Raw genomic sequence first — 22,543 nt, 5'->3', positions numbered from 1 at the left:
CGCCATCTCGCAACTATTTCAATCTCTTAGCCGAAGCAAGACGATTGCGGCCGACGCTTTGGATGAATGCGTAAAGATTCTCCCTCTTGAAACGCCGGCGGAAATCCACTAACGAAGTAACCAGTTAGTGCATAAAACAACAAACGCATTCACTCATTGGGAGGAACCATGCAGAGCAAGACTGCCGCGCGTACGTATACGCAACTCAACCGCCGCTCGATGCTGAAGGGTCTCGCCGGGCTTTCGGGCGCCGGCCTTCTCGGCGGCACATTCCCCATGCCCGCCATCGCCCAGGAGACCACCTGGACGCTCGCCAATTCGATGCGCTCGCTCGCCAATCCCTATCACGCGACCTTCGCCAAGGGCGGCGAGGAATTCGCCAAGTCGATCGGTGCCAAATATGAGATGCTGGTGACGGAAGGCAATTCCGAGAAAGGCGTCTCCGACATCAAGGCGCTCTTACAGCGCACCGGCGGCAAGCTCATCGTCAATGTCGATCCGAACGACTCGCCCGATGCCCGCGTCATCGTCGAGGAAGTGAAGAAGGCCGGCGGCTTCGTCGTCACCCAGTGGAACAAGCCGGACGATCTGCATCCCTGGGACTTCGACCCGAATTATGTGGCGCATATGTCCTTCGACGGCGTGCCCAATGCGGAAGCCATCGCCAACGCCCTGTTCGGGGCCTTCGGCGGCGAAGGCGGCATCGTGGCGCTCGGCGGCATCCTCTCCAATGTGCCGGCGATCGAACGCAAGCTCGGGCTCGACAATGCGATCGCCAAGACCAACGGCAAGGTGAAGCTGCTCGACTTCCAGCCGGCCGACTGGAACGAGCAGAAAGCCTTCGACATCACGCAGGCCTGGATCACCCGCTTCGGCGATGAGATCAAAGGCGTGTTCGCCGCCAATGACGGCATGGGCATGGGCGCGCTCGAGGCGCTGCGCCAGAACGGTCTCGCCGGCAAAGTGCCGGTGGTCGGCATCGACGGCATCGACGCGGCGCTCACCGCGGTCGAAGCGGGCGAATTCGCCGGCACCGTCGCCTGGGACCCGATGTGGACCGGCGCCATGGGCCTCGCCATCCCCTATGCGCATGTGACCGGCAAGATCGACATCACCAAGGAGCCGAAGGAGCATCGCGAATTCTACGGCACCGGCGTGATCGTGACGAAGGACACGGTCGCCGCCTACAAGGCCAATCCGCCCAAGACCGATTTCAACGATCTGTGGGGCAAGGCGACGGGACAAGTGCAGTATAGGAGCTGATCGGCACGACCACCCGACCCCCACCCGTCTCTCCCGGCCCGAGGCCGGGAGAGCCACCCTCCCCGCAAGGGGGAGGGAGAAATATGGGAGTAATGTTGCGTGGCTATGCTGGAGTTATTTGTTGCGCATCGGATTTTCCGAAAACCGCTTCGCACTTTTCGGTCCGATGCGCTGGCCCACACGGGAACGCCTGACATCATGCAGACGCGCAAGGCGACATCGTTCTCTTATCTCGATCAGTGGCGCCGCTGGGCGCCGCTGGCGGTGTTGATCGCGCTGTGCATCCTCATCGGCCTGTTCAATCCGAACTTCCTCAGCACCGGCAATTTCATCCGCCTGCTCAATTCGGCGGCGATCCCGGTCGTGTTGTGCATGGGCGCCACCTTCATCATCCTGATGGGCTCGATCGACCTCTCGGTCGAGGGTATCGTGGCGCTGACCGCCGTCATCGCGAGCCTGCTCGTCGCCAATGACATCACAGCGTACAAGCTCGGGCTGTTCGCGGTGCCGGTCGCCATGGCGATCGGCGGCCTCATGGGCCTGGTCAATGGCGTCGTGCATGTGAAGCTCAAGACGCCCTCCTTCATGACGACGCTCGGCATCGGCTTCGCCGGGCTCGGCATCGCCACCGCGATCCTCGGCGGTCTCACGGTACGCATCGCCGATCCGACCTTCCGCTATCTCTCGCTCGGGCGCGTCTTCGGCATCCCGATGGCGGTCTGGATCGCGCTCGCCGCCTTTCTGGTGGCGCTCACCATCCAGCAGCGCACCCGCATCGGCGCCTGGATCTATGCCATCGGCACCGATGAGGTGACGGCGCGCTTCGCCGGCATTCCGGTCGAAAAGACTCGCATTCTCGTCTTCGCCCTTGCCGGCCTGTTCTATGGCCTGGGCGGCGTGCTGGCGGCGGCGCAGTTCGGGCAAGGCCATGCGCTCATCGCGCAAGGCCGGCTCTTCACCACCATCACCGCCGTCGTCGTCGGCGGCACGGCGCTGTCGGGCGGCGTCGGCTCGGTGGTCAATTCGATCATCGGCGTCTTCATCGTCGTGGTGCTCGCCAATGGCATGGTGCTGATGGGCATCGAGCCCTATGTGCAGCAGGGCGTGCAGGGCCTGCTCATCATCGCGGCCGTGGCGCTGGCACTCGACCGCTCGCGCCTTTCGGTGGTCAAATGAACGCGCCCTCCTCCATCCCGGCGCTCGAAGTCCGTGGCGTCTCGAAGTCGTTTCCGGGCGTCAAGGCGCTCGACAATGTCTCCTTCACCATCAAGCGCAATGAAGTGGTGGGCCTCATCGGCGAGAACGGCGCCGGCAAGACCTCGCTCCTCAAAGTTTTGAACGGCATCTATCAGCCGGATGAAGGCGAACTGCTGGTCGACGGACGCCCGGTCAAACTGGCCTCGCCGCGCCAGGCCTTCGACACCGGCATCGCCATGGTGTTCCAGGAGCAGACGATCCTGCCGTCGCTCACCGTGGCGCAGAATATCTTTCTCGGCCGTGAGGAGGAATTCCTGCGCTTCGGCCTCGTCTCCAAGGCGCGCATGAACGAGGCGGCGGCGGTCGAGCTCAAGAAGGTCCATCTCGACATTCATCCGGGCACCGCTTGCGTGAAACTCTCCTTCGCCGACCGGCAGATGGTCGAGATCGCCAAGGCGCTGTCGCTCGACAGCCGCATCACCGGCAACATCACGATCCTGCTCGACGAGCCGACCTCAGTGCTGGAGCGCAAGGAGGTCGAGCTTCTCTTCGCCATCATCGCCGATCTCAAGAAACGCGCCTCGATCGCCTTCATCTCGCACCGGCTCGACGAGGTGCTCGCCGTTTCCGACCGCGTCTATGTGATGCGTGACGGCAAAGTAGTGAAGGAGTTCGACGGCAAAGATGTCACCGAAAAGGACATGCACCAGCATATGGTCGGCCGCCAGCTCCACACGGAATATTACCGCGAGGCGCGCCAGACGGCGTGCTCCGACAAGGTGCTGATCGAGGCCCGTAACTTGAGCAAAGCCGGCGCATTCCGGAATGTGAGCTTCGCCTTGCGCGCCGGCGAGGTGCTGGGCATTGCCGGCGTCATCGGCTCGGGGCGCGAGGATCTCGCCCGCTGCCTCGCCGGACACACTAAGTCCGATACCGGCACGCTCGAGGTCAATGGCCAGCGCGCCCGCTTCGCCTCGGTACCGCAGGCGACGGCGCAGGGCGTCGGCCTGGTGCCGGCCGAGCGCAAGGTCGAGGGCCTCGTCGCGCAATTCAGCGTCGCCGAAAACATGACGCTCGCCGCCCTTCCGAAATTCGTCGCCAAGGGTCTGCTTAATTTCGGCGCCGAGACGGCGCAGGCGAAAAGCTGGATCGACCGACTCAAGATCAAGACGCCCTCGCCCCATGCGATGACCGGCGGGCTGTCGGGCGGCAACCAGCAGAAAGTGGTGCTGGCCAAATGGCGCATCGCCGGCGTCAAGGTGCTGATCCTCGACCATCCGACGCGCGGCATCGATGTCGGCGCCAAGGAGGACGTCTACGAGTTGGTGCGCGACATGACGAGCGAAGGCCTCGCCGTCATCCTGCTCGGCGACACGCTCGAGGAAGTCATCGGCCTGTCGAGCCGCATCCTGGTGATGCGCGACGGCGAGGTGACCGCCAGCTTCGAGGCGCCGCCCGGCGGCAAACCCACCCAGATCGATCTCGTGCAGCATATGGTGTGACGTCATGAGCAAGGAATGGAAGGAACGCCTCCACACCTATCTGCCGATCGTCTTCCTGATCGTGCTGGTGCTGCTGGTCGGCACCTATGATCCGAGCTTCTTCTCGGTCGGCAATTTTCTCACCGTGACCGCCGACACGATGACCCTGTTCCTGATGGCGTCCGGCGTCACGCTCGTCATCATGATCGGCGGCATCGACCTGTCGATCCAGGCGGTGGCGTCGATGGCGAGCTGCATCCTCGCCGCCTATCTCGGCCGGTTCGGCATGTGGACCATACCGCTCGCGGTCCTGGGCGGCGCCGTGGCGGGCCTCGCCGGCAGCCTCGTCTCGACGCGGCTGCGCATCCCCTCCTTCATCGCCACGCTGGCGGTCAGCGGCGTCGTGCTGTCGGCCGGCTACTGGTTCTCCGACACACGCTCGATCAATATCCCACCGGATCTCTCGGCCAGCTATCTGTCCTGGGCGGTCGGCGACACGCTCGGCATCCCGAATGAGATCTGGGTCGGCGTCGTGGCCATGGTGGTGTTGAGTGTGCTCCTGCAGCTCACGCCGTTCGGCCGGCTGATCCGCGGCATCGGCGCCCAGGAACAGGCGGTCATCGCGTCGGGCATCAATGTCGACCGCATCAAGATCGCCGCTTATGTCTTGTCGGGCACGATGGCGGCGCTGGCCGGCGTCGTCATGGCGGCGCGGCTCGGCTCGGGCTCGCCGACACTCGCCAATGAGTTCCTGCTGCCCGCCATCGCCGCGATCATCGTCGGCGGTACGGCGATCACCGGCGGCGTCGGCTCGGTGTGGCGCACCTTCGTCGGCGCCCTCATCGTGCAGGTGGTGCGCATCGGCATGACCTTCATGGGCGTCTCGGTCTTCGCCCAGCAGATCGTGTTCGGCGTCATCCTGGTCGCCGCCGTCGCGATCACGCTGGACCGCAGCAAGCTGCTCGTGGTGAAGTGACGACATGGCGGAAGCGTATGACTATATCATCGTCGGCGGCGGCTCGTCGGGCTGCGTGCTGGCCAACCGGCTCACGGAAGATCCCGACTGCCGGGTGCTGCTGATCGAAGCCGGCGGGCGCGACAGCAATCCTTACATCCATATGCCGGTGGGTTTCGCCAAGATGACCACCGGGCCGCTCACCTGGGGCCTCGTCACGGTGCCGCAGAAACATGCGAACAACCGCGAAATCGCCTATGCGCAAGGGCGCGTCATCGGCGGCGGCAGCTCTATCAATGCCGAGATCTACACGCGAGGACATGCCAGCGATTATGACCGCTGGGCCGATAAGGAAGGCGCTGCCGGCTGGTCGTTCAGGGACGTCCAGCCTTATTTCCTGCGCGCCGAAGGCAACGACACGCTGGCCGGCGAATGGCACAATACCGAGGGCCCGCTCGGCGTCTCCAATATCGCGGCGCCACAGAAGATGAGCCAGGTCTTCGTCCAGGCCTGCCAGCAATTTGGGATGAGCTACAACCCCGACTTCAACGGCCCCGAGCAGGCGGGCGCCAGCATCTATCAGACGACGATCCGCAATGCGCGGCGCTGCTCGGCGGCGGTCGCGTATTTGAGGCCCATAAAGGATCGCAAGAACCTCACCATCCGCACCGACTGCCAGGTGTCGCGCATCGCCATCGAAAAGGGCCGCGCCACCGGCGTGCGCTATTGGAGCAATGGCGCGGAAGCCGCGATCACCGCCGAACGCGAGGTGCTGGTGGCGTCGGGCGCCATCGGCTCGCCGAAGCTGATGATGCTGTCGGGTGTCGGGCCGGCCGATCATCTGAAATCGCTCGGCATCACGGTTGCGGCTGATGCGCCGGATGTCGGACGCAATCTTACTGACCATTACGGCATCGATCTCGTCTATGAACTGAGCGGGCCCTACAGCCTCGACAAATACAACAAGCCGCATTGGATGATCTGGGCGGGGCTCGAATATCTCTTCTTCAAATCGGGGCCGGTCGCCTCCAACGTCGTCGAAGGCGGCGCCTTCTGGTATTCGGACCGCAATCTCCCGCGGCCCGATCTGCAGTTCCATTTCCTCTGCGGCGCCGGCGTCGAGGCGGGCGTGCCGACGGTGCCGTCGGGCTCGGGCCTCACCCTCAATTGCTACAATTTGCGGCCGAAGAGCCGCGGCAGCGTGCGTCTGCGCTCAGGCAATTACACCGACCGGCCGCTGGTCGATCCGAATTTCCTCGCCGAGCCGGACGATCTCAGGATCTCGGTCGAAGGCGTCAAGATGAGCCGCGAGGTGATGCATCAGCCGGCTTTCGCGAAATACATGAAACGCGAGCATTTCCCGGGAATGCAGGTCAAGAGCCAGGCGGATTTCGAAGCCTATGCCCGCCAATATGGCCGCACCTCCTATCACCCGGTCGGCACCTGCCGCATGGGCTCGGATGCTGAAGCCGTGGTCGATCCGCAGTTGCGGGTGAAAGGCGTCGAAGCTTTACGCATCTGCGACTCATCCGTGATGCCGAGCCTCATCGGCTCCAACACCAACGCGCCGACCATCATGATCGGTGAGAAGGCGGCGGATCTGGTGAGGGGGAATAGGTAGGCGCAACCACATATACCCTCATGCTGAGGTGCGAGCGTAGCGAGCCTCGAAGCATGATCCAGTGACAGAAGTCTTGCCGCTTGCCACCCTTCGAGGCCCGGCTTCGCCGGGCACCTCAGGGTGAGGGTCTGGGAGAACGCTCAATCCCACGCGGGAGCCCATTTCACCAGATCCTGCGTGACGATCCGGTAGTTCGTCTTCGTCAGCTCCGTGATGCGCGCCATGTCGATGCTCGACAGCGTGAAATCCATGACCCCGAAATTGGCGTGGATATTGGCGGGTTTGGTCGACATGGTGTTGACCGCGACCCCCATCTGCAGGATCCAGCGCAAAACGATCTGGCCGGGCAAGCGGCCGTAAGCTTCGCCCAATTCCTTGAACAGCGGATAATCGAAGACCTTGCCGCGCGCCACCGAGCAATAAGCGGAGAGCGAGATGCCGGTCTCGGCGGCGCCGGCCAGCAGTTTCGACTGGTCGAGCAACGGATGGAATTCGACCTGGTTGGAGGCGATCGGCGCCGCGACGAGTTTCTTTGCCTCGCGCATCATCGCCACGGTGTAGTTCGACACGGCGATGTTCCTCGCGAGGCCCAGACGATGCGCCTCTTCCAGCAATTCGAGCGAGGGGCGGATGTCGCCGCCAACCGGCGGCCAATGCAGGAACAATATATCGGCATAATCGAGCCGCAGGTCCTCGAGGCTCTGCCGCACGCTGGCGATGAAGCGCTCTTTCGGGAAATTGTCGGGATGGACCTTGGTGGCGATGCAAAGCTCTTCACGCGGCAGCTTGAGACGGGCAAGCGCCGTGCCGAGATCGGCCTCGTTGCCATACATCTGCGCCGTGTCGAAGGCGCGGTAGCCGACACCCACCGCCGCCGCCACCGCATGGGCGAGCTCTTCGCCTTTCAGTGGATAAGTGCCGAAAACCCGCTCGAAACCGTTCTGGAAATAGATGCTCATCCTCGTTCCTCCCAGCCATTCCGGGCCTCTTGAACCTGACGCCGAATGTCTCTATAAATAACTATCTGGTTACTTATTTTTTGGCAAGGGTGTCGTGGGCATGGGACGGAAGACGAAGATCAGGACTGCCGCCGAAGCGGTCGCCTTCATCAAGGACGGCGCCACGATCGCGGTCAATTCCTCGAGCGGCCTGTGCTGCCCGGACGCGGTTCTGGCCGCTCTCGGCGAGCGTTTCGGCCGCGAAAGCCATCCGCGCAACCTTTGCATGATCCATCCGATCGCCGCCGGCGACATGTTCGGCACCAAAGGCATCGACCATCTGGCGCAGCATAGAGGCATGATCGACACGATCATCGGCGGGTCCTATCCGTCAGGCCCCTCCTCGGCCGAGCCGCCGGCCATCTGGGGCCTGATCGGCGCCAATGAGGTTGCCGCTTACAATGTGCCCTCAGGCATCATGTTCGACATCTTGCGCGAGGCGGCGGGCAAAAGGCCGGGCGTCCTCACCAAGGTCGGTCTCGACACTTTCGTCGATCCGGCGCTCGAAGGCTGCGCCATGAACGAGCGGGCGCGCGCCACGGCGATCGTGCGGCGGATGGATTTCGAGGGCGAGGACTGGCTCTATTTCCCGGCGATCAAGCCCGATATCGCCATCATCCGCGCCACCACGGCGGATGAGCGCGGCAATCTCACCTTCGAGGAGGAAGGCGCTTATCTGGGCGCCATGGAGCTGGCGCTCGCGGCGCATAATTGCGGCGGCAAGGTCATCGCGCAGGCAAAACGCATCGCGGCCTCGGGCTCGCTCAAGCCGCATGATGTGCGCGTGCCCGGCATGCTCATCGATTACATCGTCGAGGCGCCGGAGCAATTGCAGACGACGGCGACGCAGTATGATCCGGCCATATCGGGCCAGCTGTTCCGGCCGATCGAGACTTTCCGGCTCGGTGCGTTCGACATCGCCAAGGTGATCGCGCGGCGGGTCGCGACCGAGCTCCAATCCGGCTGGGCGGTCAATATCGGCTTCGGCATCTCGGCCAATGTGCCGCGCATCTTCATCGAGGAAGGCCGGCATGGCGACGTCACCTGGGTGATCGAGCAAGGGGCGGTCGGCGGCGTGCCGCTGCTCGATTTCAAATTCGGCTGCTCGTCCAATGCCGAGGCCTTCGTCGCCTCGCCGCATCAGTTCACTTACTTTCAGGCGGCGGGTTTCGACGCCTCGCTGCTCTCCTTCCTGCAGATCGACCGCGAGGGCTCTGTCAATGTGTCGAAACTTGCGGTGCGTCCACATGTGACGGCGGGCGTCGGCGGCTTTATCGACATCACGGCGCGCGCCCGGAAAATCGTGTTCTCGGGCTACTTCAATGCCGGCGCCAAGCTGTCGGTGGCGAATGGCCGGCTGGTGATCGAAAAGGAAGGCAAGGTCGCCAAGATCGTCGAGAAGGTCGATCAGGTGACTTTCTCCGGTCCCCGCGCCGTCGCGCAGGGCCAGGACATCACCTATGTGACGGAGCGCTGCGTGATGAAGCTCACGCCCAATGGACTCGTCATCACCGAGATCGCCCCTGGCGTCGATCTCGATCGCGATATCCTCGCGCAGGCAAAGATCCCCCTCGCCGTCGCCAAGGACATGAAGCTCATGGCCGCTTCGCTCTTCCATGAAGACCGCTTCGGCCTCAGTTTGGCGGAAGCCGCGTGATGGACGGTGTACGCGTCGAACTCGAAGGCGCCGTCGCGCTCATCACGCTCGACCGGCCGGCAAAACGTAATGCGCTCGAGCGCGCGATGGTCGAGGGCCTCGCCAAGGCCTGCCGCGATATCGAACATTCGGCGGCGCGGGTCGCGATCCTCACCGGCGCCGGCGATAAGAGCTTTTCGGCCGGCGGCGATATCGCCGCCTGGTCGGCCGATACGCCGGAGGAGTTCGGGCGCTTCTGGGTGCGCGAGGGGCATCTGGTCTTCGACGCCCTGGCGCGGTTGCGGCAACCGTTGATTGCGGTCCTCAATGGCGATTGTCTCGGCGGCGGGCTTGAGCTCGCCGCCTGCGCCGACTATCGCATCGCCGAGCGCCATGCGCGTTTCGGCCAGCCGGAAACGGGGCTTGGCATCATTCCCGGCTGGTCCGGCACGCAGCGCACGGTGCGCCGTTTCGGCTCGCAAGTGGTGCGGCGCATGGCGCTGTTCGGCGAGGTATTCGACGCGGACACGGCGCTGGGCTTGGGGCTGGTGGACCGGGTGTGTGAGAGAGGTGAAGGGATCGCGGTTGCGCGCTCCGTGGCAAACGAACTACTGAACCGCAGCCCGCAGGCGACGGAGCTCACCAAGATGCTGATCAATGCGGCGGAGGGCGAAGAGCGCGAACGCGTGCTCGATGCGATCGCCGGGCAGCTGGCGGCGGGATCGCGCGATCTGGCGAAGGGGCTCGAGGCATTCCGGAACAAGAAGAAGCCGGAGTTTTAGGAGTGAGAATTACCCTCCCCCTTGTGGGGAGGGTCGGGTGGTATATGACGTATGGCTTCCTTCAATACCACCAGCCCCTCCACCCCTAACCCCTCCCCGCAAGGGGGAGGGGAAATTATGCCTTTCTCCGCACCATCAGCGTGTTGACGCCCGACTGCACTGTCTTCGTATCCTGGTTCATGACGTCGAACTGGATGGTGAGAATGCCGCGGTCGGGCCGCTTGGTCTCGCGTTTGCCGGTCACCGTCATGCGGGCCTTGATGACATCGCCCGGCAGCACGGGGGCTGAAAACTTCCACTCCCAGCCCAGGGACGCCACCGCGGCGAATTGTGCATCGGCCTGGTTCTTCAAACCGTCGACCAGCGACAGGATCAGCAGGCCGTGAGCGACTCTTTTGGGAAAGCCGTGCTGCGCCGCCCCCTCTTCGCTCATATGGATCTCGAAGCGGTCACCGGTCAGGTCGGCGAAGCGGTCGATATGATCGGTGGTGATCGTCAGCGATGTGGTTTCGATGACATCACCGATCCCGATGTCTTCGAAGAAGTACAATATGGTCATGCAGGGACCGGCGCGTCCTCGCGCAACAGGCCTTTTTTCTTCAACGCGGACCAGAAGTCGGCCGGAATAGGCGTGCCGAACCAGACGAGGTTCTGGGCGAGCTGTTCGCCCGTGCGTGTGCCGGCGCAGAAGGAGGCGACGGCCGGATGGGCGACGACGAATTGCAAAGCCGCGGCCGGCAGCGGCACGTTGAATTCTTTGCAGACGCCCTCGATCGCGGCGACGCGTTTCATCACCGGCTCGGGCGCCGATGAATAGTTGTACTTGGCACCGGGTTTGGCGCCGGTCGCCAGGATGCCGGAATTGAAGCCGCCGCCCACCACCACGGCGACGTCGCGCTTCTCGCAGAGCGGCAGGAAGTCGTTCAATGCCTCCTGCTCGAGCAGCGTGTAACGCCCGGCCAGTAGGAAGCAGTCGAAATCATGCTCGAGCAAAGCGGCATGGCAGACTTCCCATTCATTGACGCCGACGCCGATCGCCTTGACGGCGCCCTGGCGGCGCAGTGACTCGAGCGCCTTCCAGCAGCCGTCCATGGCTTGCCTGAACACTTCCGGCTGCTCGGGCCCGCGGGTGAATTTGTCGATGTCGTGGATGAACAGGATTTCCACATGCTCGAGCGCCAGGCGCTGGAGCGAATCCTCGAAGGCGCGCATCGTGCCGTCATAGGAATAATCGAATTCGAGGCGGTTGGCGGCGCCTTCGGTCCAGGGTGTGAAGTCGATCTCGCCGCGGCGCGCGGGTTTGAGCACGCGGCCGACCTTGGTCGAGAGAATATAGTCGGCGCGGTTCTTCCAGCGCAGCGCATGGCCGAGGCGGAGCTCGGCAAGCCCATGACCGTAAAAGGGCGCGGTATCGAAATAACGCACCCCCGCCTCCCAGGACTGATCGATCATCGCGTCGGATGTCGCCTCATCGATCGGGCGGAAAAGATTGCCGATCGGTGCGGTGCCGAAAGAGAAGGCCGTGACGTCGAAACCGGCGCGGCCGAAGCGCTTTTTGTCGGAAACCTTCACTCTTTTCCTCCCAATCTTTATGTAACCATATAGTTACTCATTACCCTGACGGCGGCGCGTTGACAAGACTCCGGCATCGCTCTATTAAGTAACTAGATGGTTATTAAGCGAGGACGGCCATGCGGCTGAGCGAGACCCAGATGCAGGTCCGGGACATGGCGCGGCAATTCGCCGATGAGGTGATCCGCCCGATGGCCGAGGCGCTCGACCGCGAGGAGCGGTTTCCGGCTGAACTCTACAAGCAGATGGGCGAATTGGGGCTGTTCGGCATCGGCGTGCCGGAAGAGATGGGCGGGCCCGGCTTCGACACCCTCACCTATGCGCTGGTGATGGAGGAATTGTCGCGCGGCTATGCCTCCGTCGCCGATCAATGCGGCCTGGTCGAGCTTCTCTCGACCCTGCTCGTGCGTCACGGGACGCAAGGCCAGCGCGCGCGCTGGCTCGCGGGCCTCCTCTCCTCCGACATCAAGGGCGCTTATTGCATCACCGAACCCGAGGCCGGCACGGACGTGTCGGGCATCCGCACCAGCGCCACACGCGACGGCACGGGCTGGCTGCTGAATGGCGGCAAGATCTGGATCCATAATGCGCCGGTCGCCGATGTCGGCTTTGTGCTGGCGCGCACCGACAAGGATGCCGGCCATCGCGGCATGAGCATCTTCATCGTCGATCTTCAGGGACAAGGCGTCACGCGCGGGCCCAAGGAGCACAAGATGGGCCAGCGCGCCAGCCAGGTCGGCGCCCTCACCTTCAGCGATGTGCGCCTGCCGGCGGATGCGCTGCTCGGCGACGAAGGCCGCGGCTTCCACATGATGATGAGCGTGCTCGACAAGGGCCGCGTCGGCATCGCATCGCTCGCTGTCGGCATCGGCCAGGCGGGCCTCGAGGCGGCGCTCGATTACGCCAAGCAGCGCAAGCAGTTCGGCAAGGCGATCGCCGATTTCCAGGGCGTGCAGTGGATGCTCGCCGACATCGCCCGCGACGTCGAGGCGGCGCGCCTCCTCGTGCACAGCGCCGCCGCCAAGATCGATGCCGGTGAGGATGCGACGCGCTACTGCTCGATGGCCAAGTGGTTCGCCTCCGACATGGCGGTGGCACGCTCGGCCGATGCGGTGCAGATCTTCGGCGGCAGCGGCTATATCCGCGGCTTCGAGGTGGAGCGGCTCTATCGGGATGCCAAGATCACCCAGATCTATGAAGGCACCAACCAGATCCAGCGCGCCATCATCGCCCGCGAGCTCCTGAAGAACGGGGCGGCGGCATGACCACGGCGCGGCAGGCGGCGCTGATCACCGGATCGAGCCGCGGCATCGGCCTCGCCATCGCCGAGGCGCTGGCGCAAGCGGGTTTCGACATCGCGCTCAATGGACCGGCCGCCGATGCGGAACTGACGGCGGCGGGGGCGCTTGTGGAGAAACATGGCGGCAAGGTCGTCACGCTCGTCGCCGATATCGGCGACATCACCGGTCATGAGCGGCTGCTCGGCGACGCGGAAGCGGCGATCGGACCCCTTTCCACCCTCGTCAACAATGCCGGCGTGTCGGTCCTGGCGCGCGGCGACCTGCTCGAGGTGAGCGAAGCGAGTTATGACCGCTGCATGGCGGTCAATGCCAAGGCTATGTTCTTCCTGAGCCAGGCCTTCGCGCGGCGCCTGGTGAAACGCGACCGCAATGACGGGCGGTTCTACAGCCTGATCAATGTGTCGTCCTCCAATGCGGTGGCGGTGGCGGTGCAGCGCGGCGAATATTGCGCGTCCAAGGCAGCCGCCGCGATGATCTCGAAAGTCTTCGCGGTCAGGCTCGGCAGCGAAGGCATCGCCGTCTATGATATCCAGCCCGGCATCATCGAAACGGCGATGACGAGCGTCGCCAAAGAGACCTATCAACGGCGCATCGCGGAAGAAGGCCTGACGCTTCTGCCGCGCATGGGTGTGCCGCAGGATGTCGGCCGCATCGCGGCGAGCTTGGCGACAGGCGCCCTTCCCTATACGACGGGGCAGGTGATATCGGCCGATGCCGGCATGCTGGTGCAGAGGTTTTGAGCGATGAAGCCCACCACATTCCCTCACCCTGAGGTGGCCGCGCAGCGGCCCTCGAAGGGTATGGTGCAGGAGTTTCGCTCTATCCTGTTGGATGCTTCGAGGCCCGACTGCGCCGGGCTCCTCAGCATGAGGATATTTCAAGAGGCACTTTCGACATGAAAATCGATCTCCCCGACGACAGAGGCAAGCTCTCCGCCTATTCACTCATCGGCAAGCCGGTCGAGACCGCGAAGTTCGATCGCAGCTTCAACCGCGTCGTCTTCTCGGCGGCGCATGTGGTCGCCGATCCCTTCACCGCGTCCGATCCGACGGGACGCGCGGTGATCGACTGGGACAAAACCATGGCGTTCCGCCGGCATCTGGTGGGGCTCGGCCTCGGCATCGCCGAAGCGATGGACACGGCGCAGCGCGGCATGGGGCTCGACTGGCAGGGCGCGCTGGAGCTGATCCGCCGCACCAAGCAGGAAGTTCCGGACGCGCTGGTGTTCAACGGCGCCGGGACCGATCATCTGATCCCGAACGACGCGCAGTCGCTCGACGATATCCGCCGGGCCTATTTCGAGCAGATCGACGCGATCCAGAAAGCCGGCGGGCGCATCATCCTTATGGCGTCGCGGGCGCTGGCCAAAGTGGCGCGGTCACGTGAGGATTATCTCACCATCTATCGTGACGCGCTGGCACGATGCGATCAGCCCGTCATCCTGCATTGGCTGGGCGACATGTTTGATCCCGCCCTTGCCGGCTATTGGGGCAGCGATGATTTCGACAAGACGCTCGAAACCTGTCTCACCGTCATCGAAGAGAACCAGGCGAAAGTCGACGGCATCAAGATCTCGCTCCTCGACAAGGACAAAGAGATAGTCATGCGCCGGCGCCTGCCGCAGGGCGTCAAAATGTATACGGGCGATGACTTCAACTATCCGGAACTGATCGCCGGCGACGCGCAAGGTTTCTCGCATGCGTTGCTCGGCATCTTCGATCCGCTGGCGCCGGCCGCCGCCTTTGCCATGTCGCGGCTCGCTGCCGGCGACAGACAAGGATTCCATGCGGTGCTTGACCCGACGGTGCCGCTGGCGCGCCTGATCTTCCGGGCGCCGACGCAGCATTACAAGACGGGCGTTGTTTTCCTCGCCTGGCTCAATGGTTTCCAGGATCATTTCATCATGCTGAACGGCGCCCAGGCGATGCGCCCTCTGCCCTATTTCACCGCAGTCTTCCGGCTGGCGGATGGATGTGGCCTGCTGCGCGATCCCGATCTCGCGGTGCGGCGGATGAAGTCGCTGCTTACCCTTTACGGAGTCTAGATGCGCGATTTCAGCCACGACCATTCGGCGCTGGCGCTCAATACGGCGACTCTCGGCCATAATATCGACGGGCATGGCGCCGGCTGGACGCCGGAGCGGATCATTGATGCCTGCGCCGAGCTGGGTCTTGGCGGCGTCGTGTTCTGGCGGCGCGAGATCGGCAAACGCGCGATCGAGATCGGTGACCATGCGCGCAAAACCGGCCTGAATGTCGCGGGCCTCTGCCGCACGCCCTTCCTCACCGGCCCGCTGGCGCCGAAACCTGAGCAAGCAATGCTCGACGACTTCGAAGCCTCGATCGACATGGCGGCGGGTCTCGGCGCCGAGGTGCTGACCATTGTGGTGGGTGGTGTCGAGCCCGGCACCAAAGGCCTCGGCCACAGCCTTGATCGCGTGGCGGAGATCGTCGTGCGGATGGCGCCCCTCGCAGCGGCCCGCAAGGTCAAGCTGGCGCTCGAGCCTTTGCATCCTGTCTATGGCGGCGACCGCTCCTGCCTCGTCACGTTGAAGGACGCCAATGATCTTTGCGAGCGGATCAATCATCCCGCCGTCGGCATCGCCGTCGATGTCTATCATGTCTGGTGGGATAGGAGCCTGGCGGCGGAGCTCAAACGTGCCGGCAACCGCATTCTCGGTTATCATCTCTGCGACTGGCTGGCCGAGACGCGCGATGTGCTACTCGACCGCGGCATGATGGGCGACGGCGTCGCCGATCTGAAGGCTATCCGCCAGGCGGTCGAAGCTGCCGGCTATCAGGGCTTATGCGAAGTGGAGATCTTCTCGGCGCAGGACTGGTGGAAACGCCCGCCGCAGGAAGTGTTGAAAACTTGCGTCGAACGGTTTCGGACTGTATCCTAACGTCAGCATGGCGCGATTTTCGAGACGTTTAGACTGGCAACATGATGAAGACAGTAACGCGACTCCGGGGCCGGTCATGTTAACAACGCGCATATATCGCATTCAGCATGCCGTTGGGCACGGTGGATTTCATGCCGGTCACATTGATGTCCTTGCGTCGCTGCCTGCCGACTTTAAAGTCAACAGTTTTCATTATGTCTATGACTGCGGATCCGAGAGCGGAGAAGCACTCAAGCATGCTTTGAACTCGCATCGATCGACCAGTAACGGGCGTACCGACATTCTCTTCGTTTCTCACCTTCATTCCGACCACATCAACGGGATCGAACGTCTGCAGGCCTTGGCACCAGTGACGACCGCTGTGGTGCCGTATCTCGACATATTCGACCGGCTTATTTTCTTCCTTGCCGATATGGATTCAGGTTCCGCCTCGTCATCGGCGCGCGAATACCTGGCGAATCCGGTTCGCTGGTGGCTGAACCGCGGCACAAAGAACGTCATCTTCATCGAAGCGGATAACGGCGATACTCCGCGCCCCATAGCGCCCGAAGAACCTGACGGACCAATTGACGATGGCGGTCGACACTCCACAATGGAGCACATGGAGAAGACCCCGCGCGCTCGCCTTGCCCCCTATCTTCGTAAGCCAAGGGAGAGTGCGCCGAGTGGACTGAAGATAGCGAATGAGGCGCAACCACTCTTGAATGACGAGGCTATTCTCGCGGGGGCAGGATCATTCTTCCAGCTCCAATGGCGCAGCGAAAGTCGCTCGCCGTGGCGCGACGGCGATTGGATTCTGCTTCCCTATGTACATCCAGTTGAGCAGATCATTCGCTCCCACTTTCAACGCGCCGTCAGAAAGGCACTGGGGCTAACAAGAGGCCACGAGATCAGCATTGCCAGAGCGCTCCTCGATCATCTAACGCACCCCGACAAAACTGAAACACTTCTGGAACTTTACCATGAACACTTCGGACGTGGACACAATGCTCTGTCAATGTCGCTGTATTCCGGCCCATACTGCGTGCACAGCGATAGAAATCATCAATGGCGTTGGTCGCCGGGCACATACAGCGCTTATAGTCGGGAGAGATCTGTTGGGTGGCTCGGGACGGGCGATTCAACGCTCAAGCAACAGAAACGACGCGACCCCTGGTTGAATCACTTTACGCCGTATACCTCCCATGTAGGTGTATTGACACTGCCCCATCATGGCTCAGCTCACAATTATCACGACGAGATTCTCGCTTTTGACGGTCTGGCTGTGGCCCTTGCCACAACAATCGAGAGGCGGAACCGCGTCGCGGGTCTACGCGAAACGCTTGATGCGGTACAAAGCAAAGGTATCCAGACACATATCGTCGACGACCAACGTGGAAACACCTATCAACACTGGTGCGAGCGAGATATGGACGAATGACCTCCCGTGTTGCGTCTTGATGCGCCGAGGTGATGAACAGCCATGGAAGCCTGATCCAAAGGTGACATTACTCAAACCCTGCTATCTGGATTTGTAGGCGCAGAATTGGTGGAAGCGCCCGCCGCAGGAAGTTCTGAAAACCTGCATCGAGCGCTTCCGATCGGTGTGCTGATCAGGCCGCCTCGACCGCCAGGAGATCGAAGCTTTCGATGAGCGCGGCATTGGAGCCGGCGAACAAGGCTTCGACACTGCCGCCGACGGGGGGATAGATGAGCTTGGTGTTGATGAACCGCTTCAACGCCTTGCCCTCGGCGCCGATCCGTTCGATGCGCCGGTCCCAGCCTTTCGTCACCACCGCGCCGGAGCGGCCGAGATCGAGGCAGGTGAGATAGCGCAGCTGCTTGTAAGGCACGGACGCTTCGCCCAAGAGATCGCGCGCCGCATTTTCGCCGGCCACACGGCCAAGCTGGCCGGCATGCTGGCAGGATTGCAGCGCCTTGTGGCCGTCGCCCGTATCGGCCGCGGCGGCATCGCCGGCAACGAAGATTTCGGGTGCGTCGGGGGCACGTAGAGCCGCATCGACGAGAATGCGGCCGAGGCGATCACGCTCGCCGGGGATCTGCGCCGTGAAGGGTGCCGCAGCCATGCCGGTCGCCAGCGCCACGGCATCGACCGCGAGCGAGCTGCCGTCGGCGAAGGAGACACGATCCCTCGCCAATTCGGATATCCGAGCGCCCAGTTGCAGTTCAACCCGCGCCTCGCTGAGCGCGCTCTCTATTACCGGCCGCGGTCCGGGGCCGAGTTCGGGTCCCACGACATCGGCCCGGTCGATGAGCACGATTCGGGCCCGCTCGGCGGCTTCAGCACCGCCATGGGCCAGGAGCCGGTCACGCAATTCCAGCACCAGCTCGATGCCGGTGAAGCCCGCGCCGACTACGGCGATGGTGGGTGCGGTCCCCTTTCGCGCGATTTCGGCCAAGCGTATGTCGAGGGCGATCGCCTCGGCCTGGGTATCGACCGAATAGGCCGTCTCGGCGCCCGGCACCGGCGGCCGGCGCATGCGGCTGCCCGTCGCGACGATCAGGCGGTCATAGGAAAGCTCCCCGCCATCGGCGAGAGATACGGTCTTCGCTTCCGGGTCGAGCCCGGCCGCCTTGCCTTGCGTGAAATCGACGGCAACCTTGTCGAGCAGCGGCAGCAGATCGACGCCAAGTGTTTCGGGGCTGGCTTCATAAAGCCGCGGCCTGATCTGCAAGACGGGCTCCGGCGATATCAGCGTCACATCCGCCTGGGCGCCGGCGAAGCGCTTCGCCGCGACCGCCGCCCAGAAGCCGGCAAAGCCGCTGCCGATGACCAGGATCTCTCCGTTCGATGTCATTGTCGTCTCCGTTCCGAAGGGGTTTCGAAGACAAGACGAGGCCGGCACGGGCGCTGTGACATGAGCGATAAGAATTTTCTTATTCACAATCTCAAGTTGATGCTATGCCGATAGTCCTAGTCAGAGGAGATCGTCATGACGGGGCGCGGCTTTTCGCGGCGTAAACTCCTGGCTTCCGGAGGTGCTTTCGCGATGCTGTCGGGCGCCACGAACGGAACGGCAGGTGCTGAAGACACCGGCTGGCGCATGCCCGATGAAGGCGCTCCGCATGCCGCCACCTGGATGGCTTTCGGCCCGAGCGCCGGCATCTGGGGCAAGCAATTGCTGCCGGTGGTCCGGGACAATCTGGCCCTCATCGCCAAAGCGATCGCAGCGCATGAGCCGGTGAAGATGCTGGTGCGCGAAAAAGACCATGACATCGCGGCGCGCTTGTGCGGCCCGACCGTCAGCCTGGTGACGCAGCCGATCGATGATCTGTGGATGCGCGATACGGGGCCGGTCTTCGTCAAAAGCGAGACGGGACAGTTCGGCGCGGTCGACTTCAACTTCAACGGCTGGGGCGACAAGCAGGAGCATACACGCGATGCCGAAGTGGCGGGCTTCGTCGCCCACGAGACCGCAATACCTCCCTTCACGACGCGCCTGGTGCTCGAAGGCGGCGGCATCGAGGTGGATGGTGAAGGAACCGCCATCATCACCGAAAGCTGCGTGCTCAACGCCAACCGCAATCCGGGCGTGAGCAAGGCGCAGTGCGAAGAGGAGCTGCACCGCCTGCTCGGCCTCGACAAGATCATCTGGCTGCCGGGCATCGCCGGCAAGGACATCACCGACGGGCACACCGACTTCTATGCGCGCTTCGCCAGCCCGGGCGTGGTGGTGGCCGGGCTCGACACCGATCCGCAATCCTATGATCACGCCGTCACCAAGCGGCATCTCGAAATTCTGAAGACGGCCACCGACGCCAAGGGGCAGAAATTGCGGATCGTGGTGATGGAAGGACCCTCGACGATCCGCAGCGCTTACGAGAACAACGAGTTCGCCGCCGGCTATATCAATTTCTATGTCTGCAACGGCGCCGTCATCGCGCCGGAATTCGGTGACCGCAAGACCGACCGCAACAGCCGCGACATCCTGAAGGACCTGTTTCCGAACCGGGAGATCATCCAGCTCGATATCGACGGGATCGCCGCCGGCGGCGGCGGCATTCACTGCACGACGCAGCAGCAGCCTTCCTGAGCCTTCGATGTGGAGTCAGTTCCAGCGCTCACCGGAGACGATGATGAGGATGATGAACAACGCATAGAGGAGTCCCGCCGCGGCGGCCGGGATGACCATCAGCAAAGCGAGGACCGCATGTCCCCTGCCGCGCAAAAAGAGGCTTCCGGCCAGGATGATGAAACCCGCCGCGAGAATGCCCAGCCACAGGCCGATATTGAAGGACGAAACCGAGCCGTCACCGACGCCGGCGAGGAAGAAAAAGACCACGATGGCGGCGAGTGCCGCGTTTACGGACCATAAAATCCAGAATATCGCGCGCACGTGTCGTCCCCATCCATCACAGATGCCCTACCCCCGACGACAGCATTCTGGAGGCCAAGGCGGGGCCGGCGTCAAGAGCGGTCGGCACCCGAGAAAAAAGAGCCCTCATCCGGCCCTCGGCCACCTTCTCCCATTGCTTCGCAACGGGCGAAGGGAAATTGGCGGCTAACGCCGCAACGGAAAAAGCGCGTTCACCTTGTCGTCGCGCAGATAAAGCCCGCCCCAGAGCAGCGCGCCCAGGCCGACGGGCAACAGGAACCAGGGATTCTCCAGACGCAGGATGGCGGCGGTGGCGCCGCCGAGATGGCCGGTCAGGAGGATGGCGCCCAGCACCGCACTGCGCGGAAACACGTAAAGGATGACGCCGGCGAGCTCAACGAGGCCGACGGGGACGACCAGGCTTTCGGGATAACCCAGGCGCTCGAAGCCGCCGACCGCGGCGTCGAGCTTCAGCACGCGCAGAATGCTGTCGAACAACAGATAGGCGACGACAAGGCCCGTGATGATACGTCCGGCCCATACTTTACGCGAGACTTCAGTGTCTTCGGTCATGTTTGGCCCCTTGCTTACATGTCTTCGCCCTCACCCGTCGGGAGAGGCGTTTTCGCTCCGTCCGTTCTTGGCGAACCACAAGATGGCCGCACCGATCACCGCGGAGACGATCGAGGCGGCGAAGACGGCGATCTTGGCGGCGGCGAAATCCTGTGGATCGAGAAAAGCCTGGCCGGCGATGAACAACGACATGGTGAAGCCGATGCCGGCAAGGCAGCCGGCGCCCAGGAGCTGGACCCAGGAATATTCGGCGGGCTTCACCGCGATGCCGAGCCGCACCGCGAGCGCGGTGGCGGCCAGCATGCCCAAAGGTTTGCCGGCGACGAGGCCCGCGATGATGGCGGCGACCAGCATCTCGCGTCCGCTCAGGACATCGGCGCTCAGGACGACGCCGGCATTGGCGAGCGCGAACAGCGGCAGCACCAGATAGCTCGACCGCGCGCCGGCATGGCGCAGCAGACGATCGGCCGGCGATTCGAGACGGTCATGGATGGCATCGAGGGCGCGCATGGCCGGCAGTGACGGGCCGTGGCGCAGCACCTCGCCGCTATGGGCGGCCTCGGCGGTGATGATGGTGTTGGCCTGCACCATGAGCGCGGTCAGATTGGCGGGCTGGCGCGTCGGGATGAACAGCGCCAGGATGACGCCCGCCAGCGTGGCATGGAGTCCGCCGGCATAGACGCAGGCCCAGAGCGCGATCCCTAGGACCACATAAGGCGACACCCGATAGATATGGGCGCGGTTGAGAGCCGCGAGGGCGGCGGTCAGGACGAGCGCGACGACGAGATAATAGAAGTTCAGCTCGCCCGAATAAAATAGCGCGACGACGATGATGGCGCCGATATCGTCGACGATGGCCGCGGCGGTGAGGAAGATGCGCAATTCCACCGGGACGCGCGTGCCCATCATCACGATGATGGCGATGGCGAAAGCGGTGTCGGTCGCCATCGGCACGCCCCAGCCATGCGCCCAGGGGCCGGTGGGAAGGACCGCCAGATAAAAGAGCGCCGGGAACACCATGCCGCCGATGGCGCCGGCAATGGGCAGCGCCGCCGAACGCCGGCTGGCGAGATGACCGACGGTGAATTCACGTTTGATCTCGAGTCCCACCACCAGGAAGAAGATGGTGAGGAGCCCGTCATTCACCCAATGCTGCAGCGACATGCGGAAAGCGCTGTCGCCCAGCGTGAAGCCCAGATATTGATGCCAGAAGGCGTCGAAGGCCGGACCGAACGCCGTGTTGGTGAGGAGAACGGCAAGCACCGTCGCGATGAGCAGCAGGATGCCGGCGGACGGGCCCCAATTGGCAAAGTCGAGGGCGGCGGCGCGGACGCGGTGGCCGAGTGTGCCGAGCATCGCGTCGAGGAACGAGCTCTCGTCCCACGGGCCGTCATATTGCCGGCTGTTGATGTAGAAGGTCGGCGTATAGAGAACGCCGCTGGCCCGCGCGCTCGCCATATCCGCCGCGACACGTGATGCGGCCTCGGCGGCTTCCACCTTCTCCCGTTCGGCGCTCAAGCCCATCAGTCCGAAATCGGCGGCGACCGCGGCGAGGTCCTCCTCGGTCAGGACTTCGGAGCGCGTCATCAGCTTCACATGCGCGTCCCAGAAGGCTTCCGGGCTCGGCGCACGCTCGGCGAGCTCGGCAGCGCGCCGCGCGAGGTCGCTGCCGGTCACCGGGCGATGGCGGAAGACATAACGCACACGCTCGCCCAGCTGATCGCGGATATCGGCGACGCGCTCATTGGCGGCGCGGCAATGCGGACAAGCATAGCTGCCATATTCGACGAGTGTGATCGGTGCCCGCGACGCGCCCAGGACGTGATCGCGCTCCCCATCGACGGGCCGATCAAGCCGGTTGGCGATTGCCCCCTGCGACATGAATGTGTGCTCCCCGGTCAGCCGGACTTAATCCAGCGGGACGACTATAACGTCCCCCGCCGGAA

At 63.4% G+C, this 22,543-nt stretch carries 20 protein-coding genes; 13 read left to right on the top strand and 7 right to left on the bottom strand.

All coding sequences use genetic code 11. From position 1 onward, the window contains the following. The first annotated feature begins 168 nt into the window (after window positions 1–168). The 5 genes from JHL16_RS05690 (at window position 169) to JHL16_RS05670 (ending at window position 6,517) form a co-directional block, all read left to right on the top strand. On the top strand, window positions 169–1,263 hold the full coding sequence (locus JHL16_RS05690) for a sugar ABC transporter substrate-binding protein (RefSeq protein ID WP_200183916.1): 1,095 nt from the start codon (window positions 169–171) through the stop codon (window positions 1,261–1,263). A 198-nt stretch (window positions 1,264–1,461) separates the two neighbouring features. After that, window positions 1,462–2,439, top strand: a complete 978-nt coding sequence (locus JHL16_RS05685; RefSeq protein ID WP_200183915.1) for an ABC transporter permease — start codon at window positions 1,462–1,464, stop codon at window positions 2,437–2,439. After that, the gene (locus JHL16_RS05680) at window positions 2,436–3,962 is read left to right on the top strand and encodes a sugar ABC transporter ATP-binding protein (protein WP_200183914.1); all 1,527 of its coding nucleotides are present in this window, start codon (window positions 2,436–2,438) and stop codon (window positions 3,960–3,962) included. The genes JHL16_RS05685 and JHL16_RS05680 overlap by 4 nt, the downstream gene beginning before the upstream one ends. 4 nt (window positions 3,963–3,966) lie before the next feature. Beyond that, a complete protein-coding gene (locus JHL16_RS05675; protein WP_200183913.1) occupies window positions 3,967–4,917 on the top strand; it encodes an ABC transporter permease in 951 nt (316 codons plus the stop codon). A 4-nt stretch (window positions 4,918–4,921) separates the two neighbouring features. Continuing rightward, on the top strand, window positions 4,922–6,517 hold the full coding sequence (locus tag JHL16_RS05670) for a GMC family oxidoreductase (RefSeq protein WP_200183912.1): 1,596 nt from the start codon (window positions 4,922–4,924) through the stop codon (window positions 6,515–6,517). A gap of 140 nt (window positions 6,518–6,657) precedes the next feature. On the opposite strand, the gene JHL16_RS05665 is transcribed toward JHL16_RS05670, so the two are convergent. Next, a complete protein-coding gene (locus JHL16_RS05665) occupies window positions 6,658–7,476 on the bottom strand; it encodes an aldo/keto reductase (protein WP_200183911.1) in 819 nt (272 codons plus the stop codon). A gap of 100 nt (window positions 7,477–7,576) precedes the next feature. Here JHL16_RS05665 and JHL16_RS05660 point away from each other — a divergent pair, with 100 nt between their 5' ends. Together JHL16_RS05660 and JHL16_RS05655 are read left to right on the top strand one after the other, a co-directional pair. Beyond that, window positions 7,577–9,172, top strand: coding sequence for an acyl CoA:acetate/3-ketoacid CoA transferase (locus JHL16_RS05660; protein ID WP_200183910.1), 1,596 nt, complete (start codon window positions 7,577–7,579; stop codon window positions 9,170–9,172). After that, entirely contained in the window at window positions 9,169–9,933 is a 765-nt protein-coding gene (locus tag JHL16_RS05655) for an enoyl-CoA hydratase-related protein (protein ID WP_200183909.1), read from the top strand. Before JHL16_RS05660 ends, JHL16_RS05655 begins: the two co-directional genes overlap by 4 nt. A gap of 115 nt (window positions 9,934–10,048) precedes the next feature. On the opposite strand, the gene JHL16_RS05650 is transcribed toward JHL16_RS05655, so the two are convergent. Both JHL16_RS05650 and JHL16_RS05645 read right to left on the bottom strand, forming a co-directional pair. Further along, window positions 10,049–10,492 (bottom strand): MaoC family dehydratase, encoded by a 444-nt coding sequence (locus JHL16_RS05650; RefSeq protein WP_200183908.1) that lies wholly within the window; start codon window positions 10,490–10,492, stop codon window positions 10,049–10,051. Further along, on the bottom strand, window positions 10,489–11,505 hold the full coding sequence (locus JHL16_RS05645) for an aldo/keto reductase (protein WP_200183907.1): 1,017 nt from the start codon (window positions 11,503–11,505) through the stop codon (window positions 10,489–10,491). Before JHL16_RS05645 ends, JHL16_RS05650 begins: the two co-directional genes overlap by 4 nt. Window positions 11,506–11,624: 119 nt before the next feature. On the opposite strand from JHL16_RS05645, the gene JHL16_RS05640 reads away from it, so the two are divergent. From JHL16_RS05640 to JHL16_RS05620, 5 genes are all read left to right on the top strand, one after another. Continuing rightward, entirely contained in the window at window positions 11,625–12,770 is a 1,146-nt protein-coding gene (locus JHL16_RS05640) for an acyl-CoA dehydrogenase family protein (protein ID WP_200183906.1), read from the top strand. After that, window positions 12,767–13,546 (top strand): 3-ketoacyl-ACP reductase, encoded by a 780-nt coding sequence (locus JHL16_RS05635; RefSeq protein ID WP_200183905.1) that lies wholly within the window; start codon window positions 12,767–12,769, stop codon window positions 13,544–13,546. The genes JHL16_RS05640 and JHL16_RS05635 overlap by 4 nt, the downstream gene beginning before the upstream one ends. A gap of 155 nt (window positions 13,547–13,701) precedes the next feature. Next, entirely contained in the window at window positions 13,702–14,850 is a 1,149-nt protein-coding gene (locus tag JHL16_RS05630; protein WP_200183904.1) for a dihydrodipicolinate synthase family protein, read from the top strand. Further along, window positions 14,851–15,708: a sugar phosphate isomerase/epimerase family protein gene (locus JHL16_RS05625; protein WP_200183903.1), complete on the top strand. Its 858-nt coding sequence runs from the start codon at window positions 14,851–14,853 to the stop codon at window positions 15,706–15,708. Window positions 15,709–15,784: 76 nt separating this feature from the next. Next, window positions 15,785–17,128 (top strand): hypothetical protein, encoded by a 1,344-nt coding sequence (locus tag JHL16_RS05620; protein ID WP_200183902.1) that lies wholly within the window; start codon window positions 15,785–15,787, stop codon window positions 17,126–17,128. Window positions 17,129–17,300: 172 nt separating this feature from the next. Here JHL16_RS05620 and JHL16_RS05615 read toward each other — a convergent pair whose 3' ends face one another. After that, the gene (locus tag JHL16_RS05615) at window positions 17,301–18,506 is read right to left on the bottom strand and encodes an NAD(P)/FAD-dependent oxidoreductase (RefSeq protein WP_200183901.1); all 1,206 of its coding nucleotides are present in this window, start codon (window positions 18,504–18,506) and stop codon (window positions 17,301–17,303) included. Between the two features lie 135 nt (window positions 18,507–18,641). On the opposite strand from JHL16_RS05615, the gene JHL16_RS05610 reads away from it, so the two are divergent. Beyond that, a complete protein-coding gene (locus JHL16_RS05610; RefSeq protein WP_200183900.1) occupies window positions 18,642–19,742 on the top strand; it encodes an agmatine deiminase family protein in 1,101 nt (366 codons plus the stop codon). Between the two features lie 15 nt (window positions 19,743–19,757). Here the strand turns inward: JHL16_RS05610 and JHL16_RS05605 are convergent, their stop codons facing one another. The 3 genes from JHL16_RS05605 to nhaA all read right to left on the bottom strand — a co-directional run bounded on the left by JHL16_RS05605 (window position 19,758) and on the right by nhaA (window position 22,478). Further along, window positions 19,758–20,045: a hypothetical protein gene (locus JHL16_RS05605; RefSeq protein ID WP_200183899.1), complete on the bottom strand. Its 288-nt coding sequence runs from the start codon at window positions 20,043–20,045 to the stop codon at window positions 19,758–19,760. Window positions 20,046–20,210: 165 nt separating this feature from the next. Next, entirely contained in the window at window positions 20,211–20,597 is a 387-nt protein-coding gene (locus tag JHL16_RS05600) for a DoxX family protein (RefSeq protein ID WP_200183898.1), read from the bottom strand. Between the two features lie 30 nt (window positions 20,598–20,627). After that, a complete protein-coding gene (gene nhaA / locus JHL16_RS05595; RefSeq protein WP_200183897.1) occupies window positions 20,628–22,478 on the bottom strand; it encodes a Na+/H+ antiporter NhaA in 1,851 nt (616 codons plus the stop codon). Window positions 22,479–22,543: the final 65 nt, after the last annotated feature.

The organism is Taklimakanibacter albus, from assembly GCF_016595235.1.
Taxonomy (GTDB): domain Bacteria; phylum Pseudomonadota; class Alphaproteobacteria; order Rhizobiales; family Aestuariivirgaceae; genus Taklimakanibacter; species Taklimakanibacter albus.
Note: the sequence above shows the minus strand (reverse complement) of the source record. Positions and strands in the feature narration are given on the sequence as shown.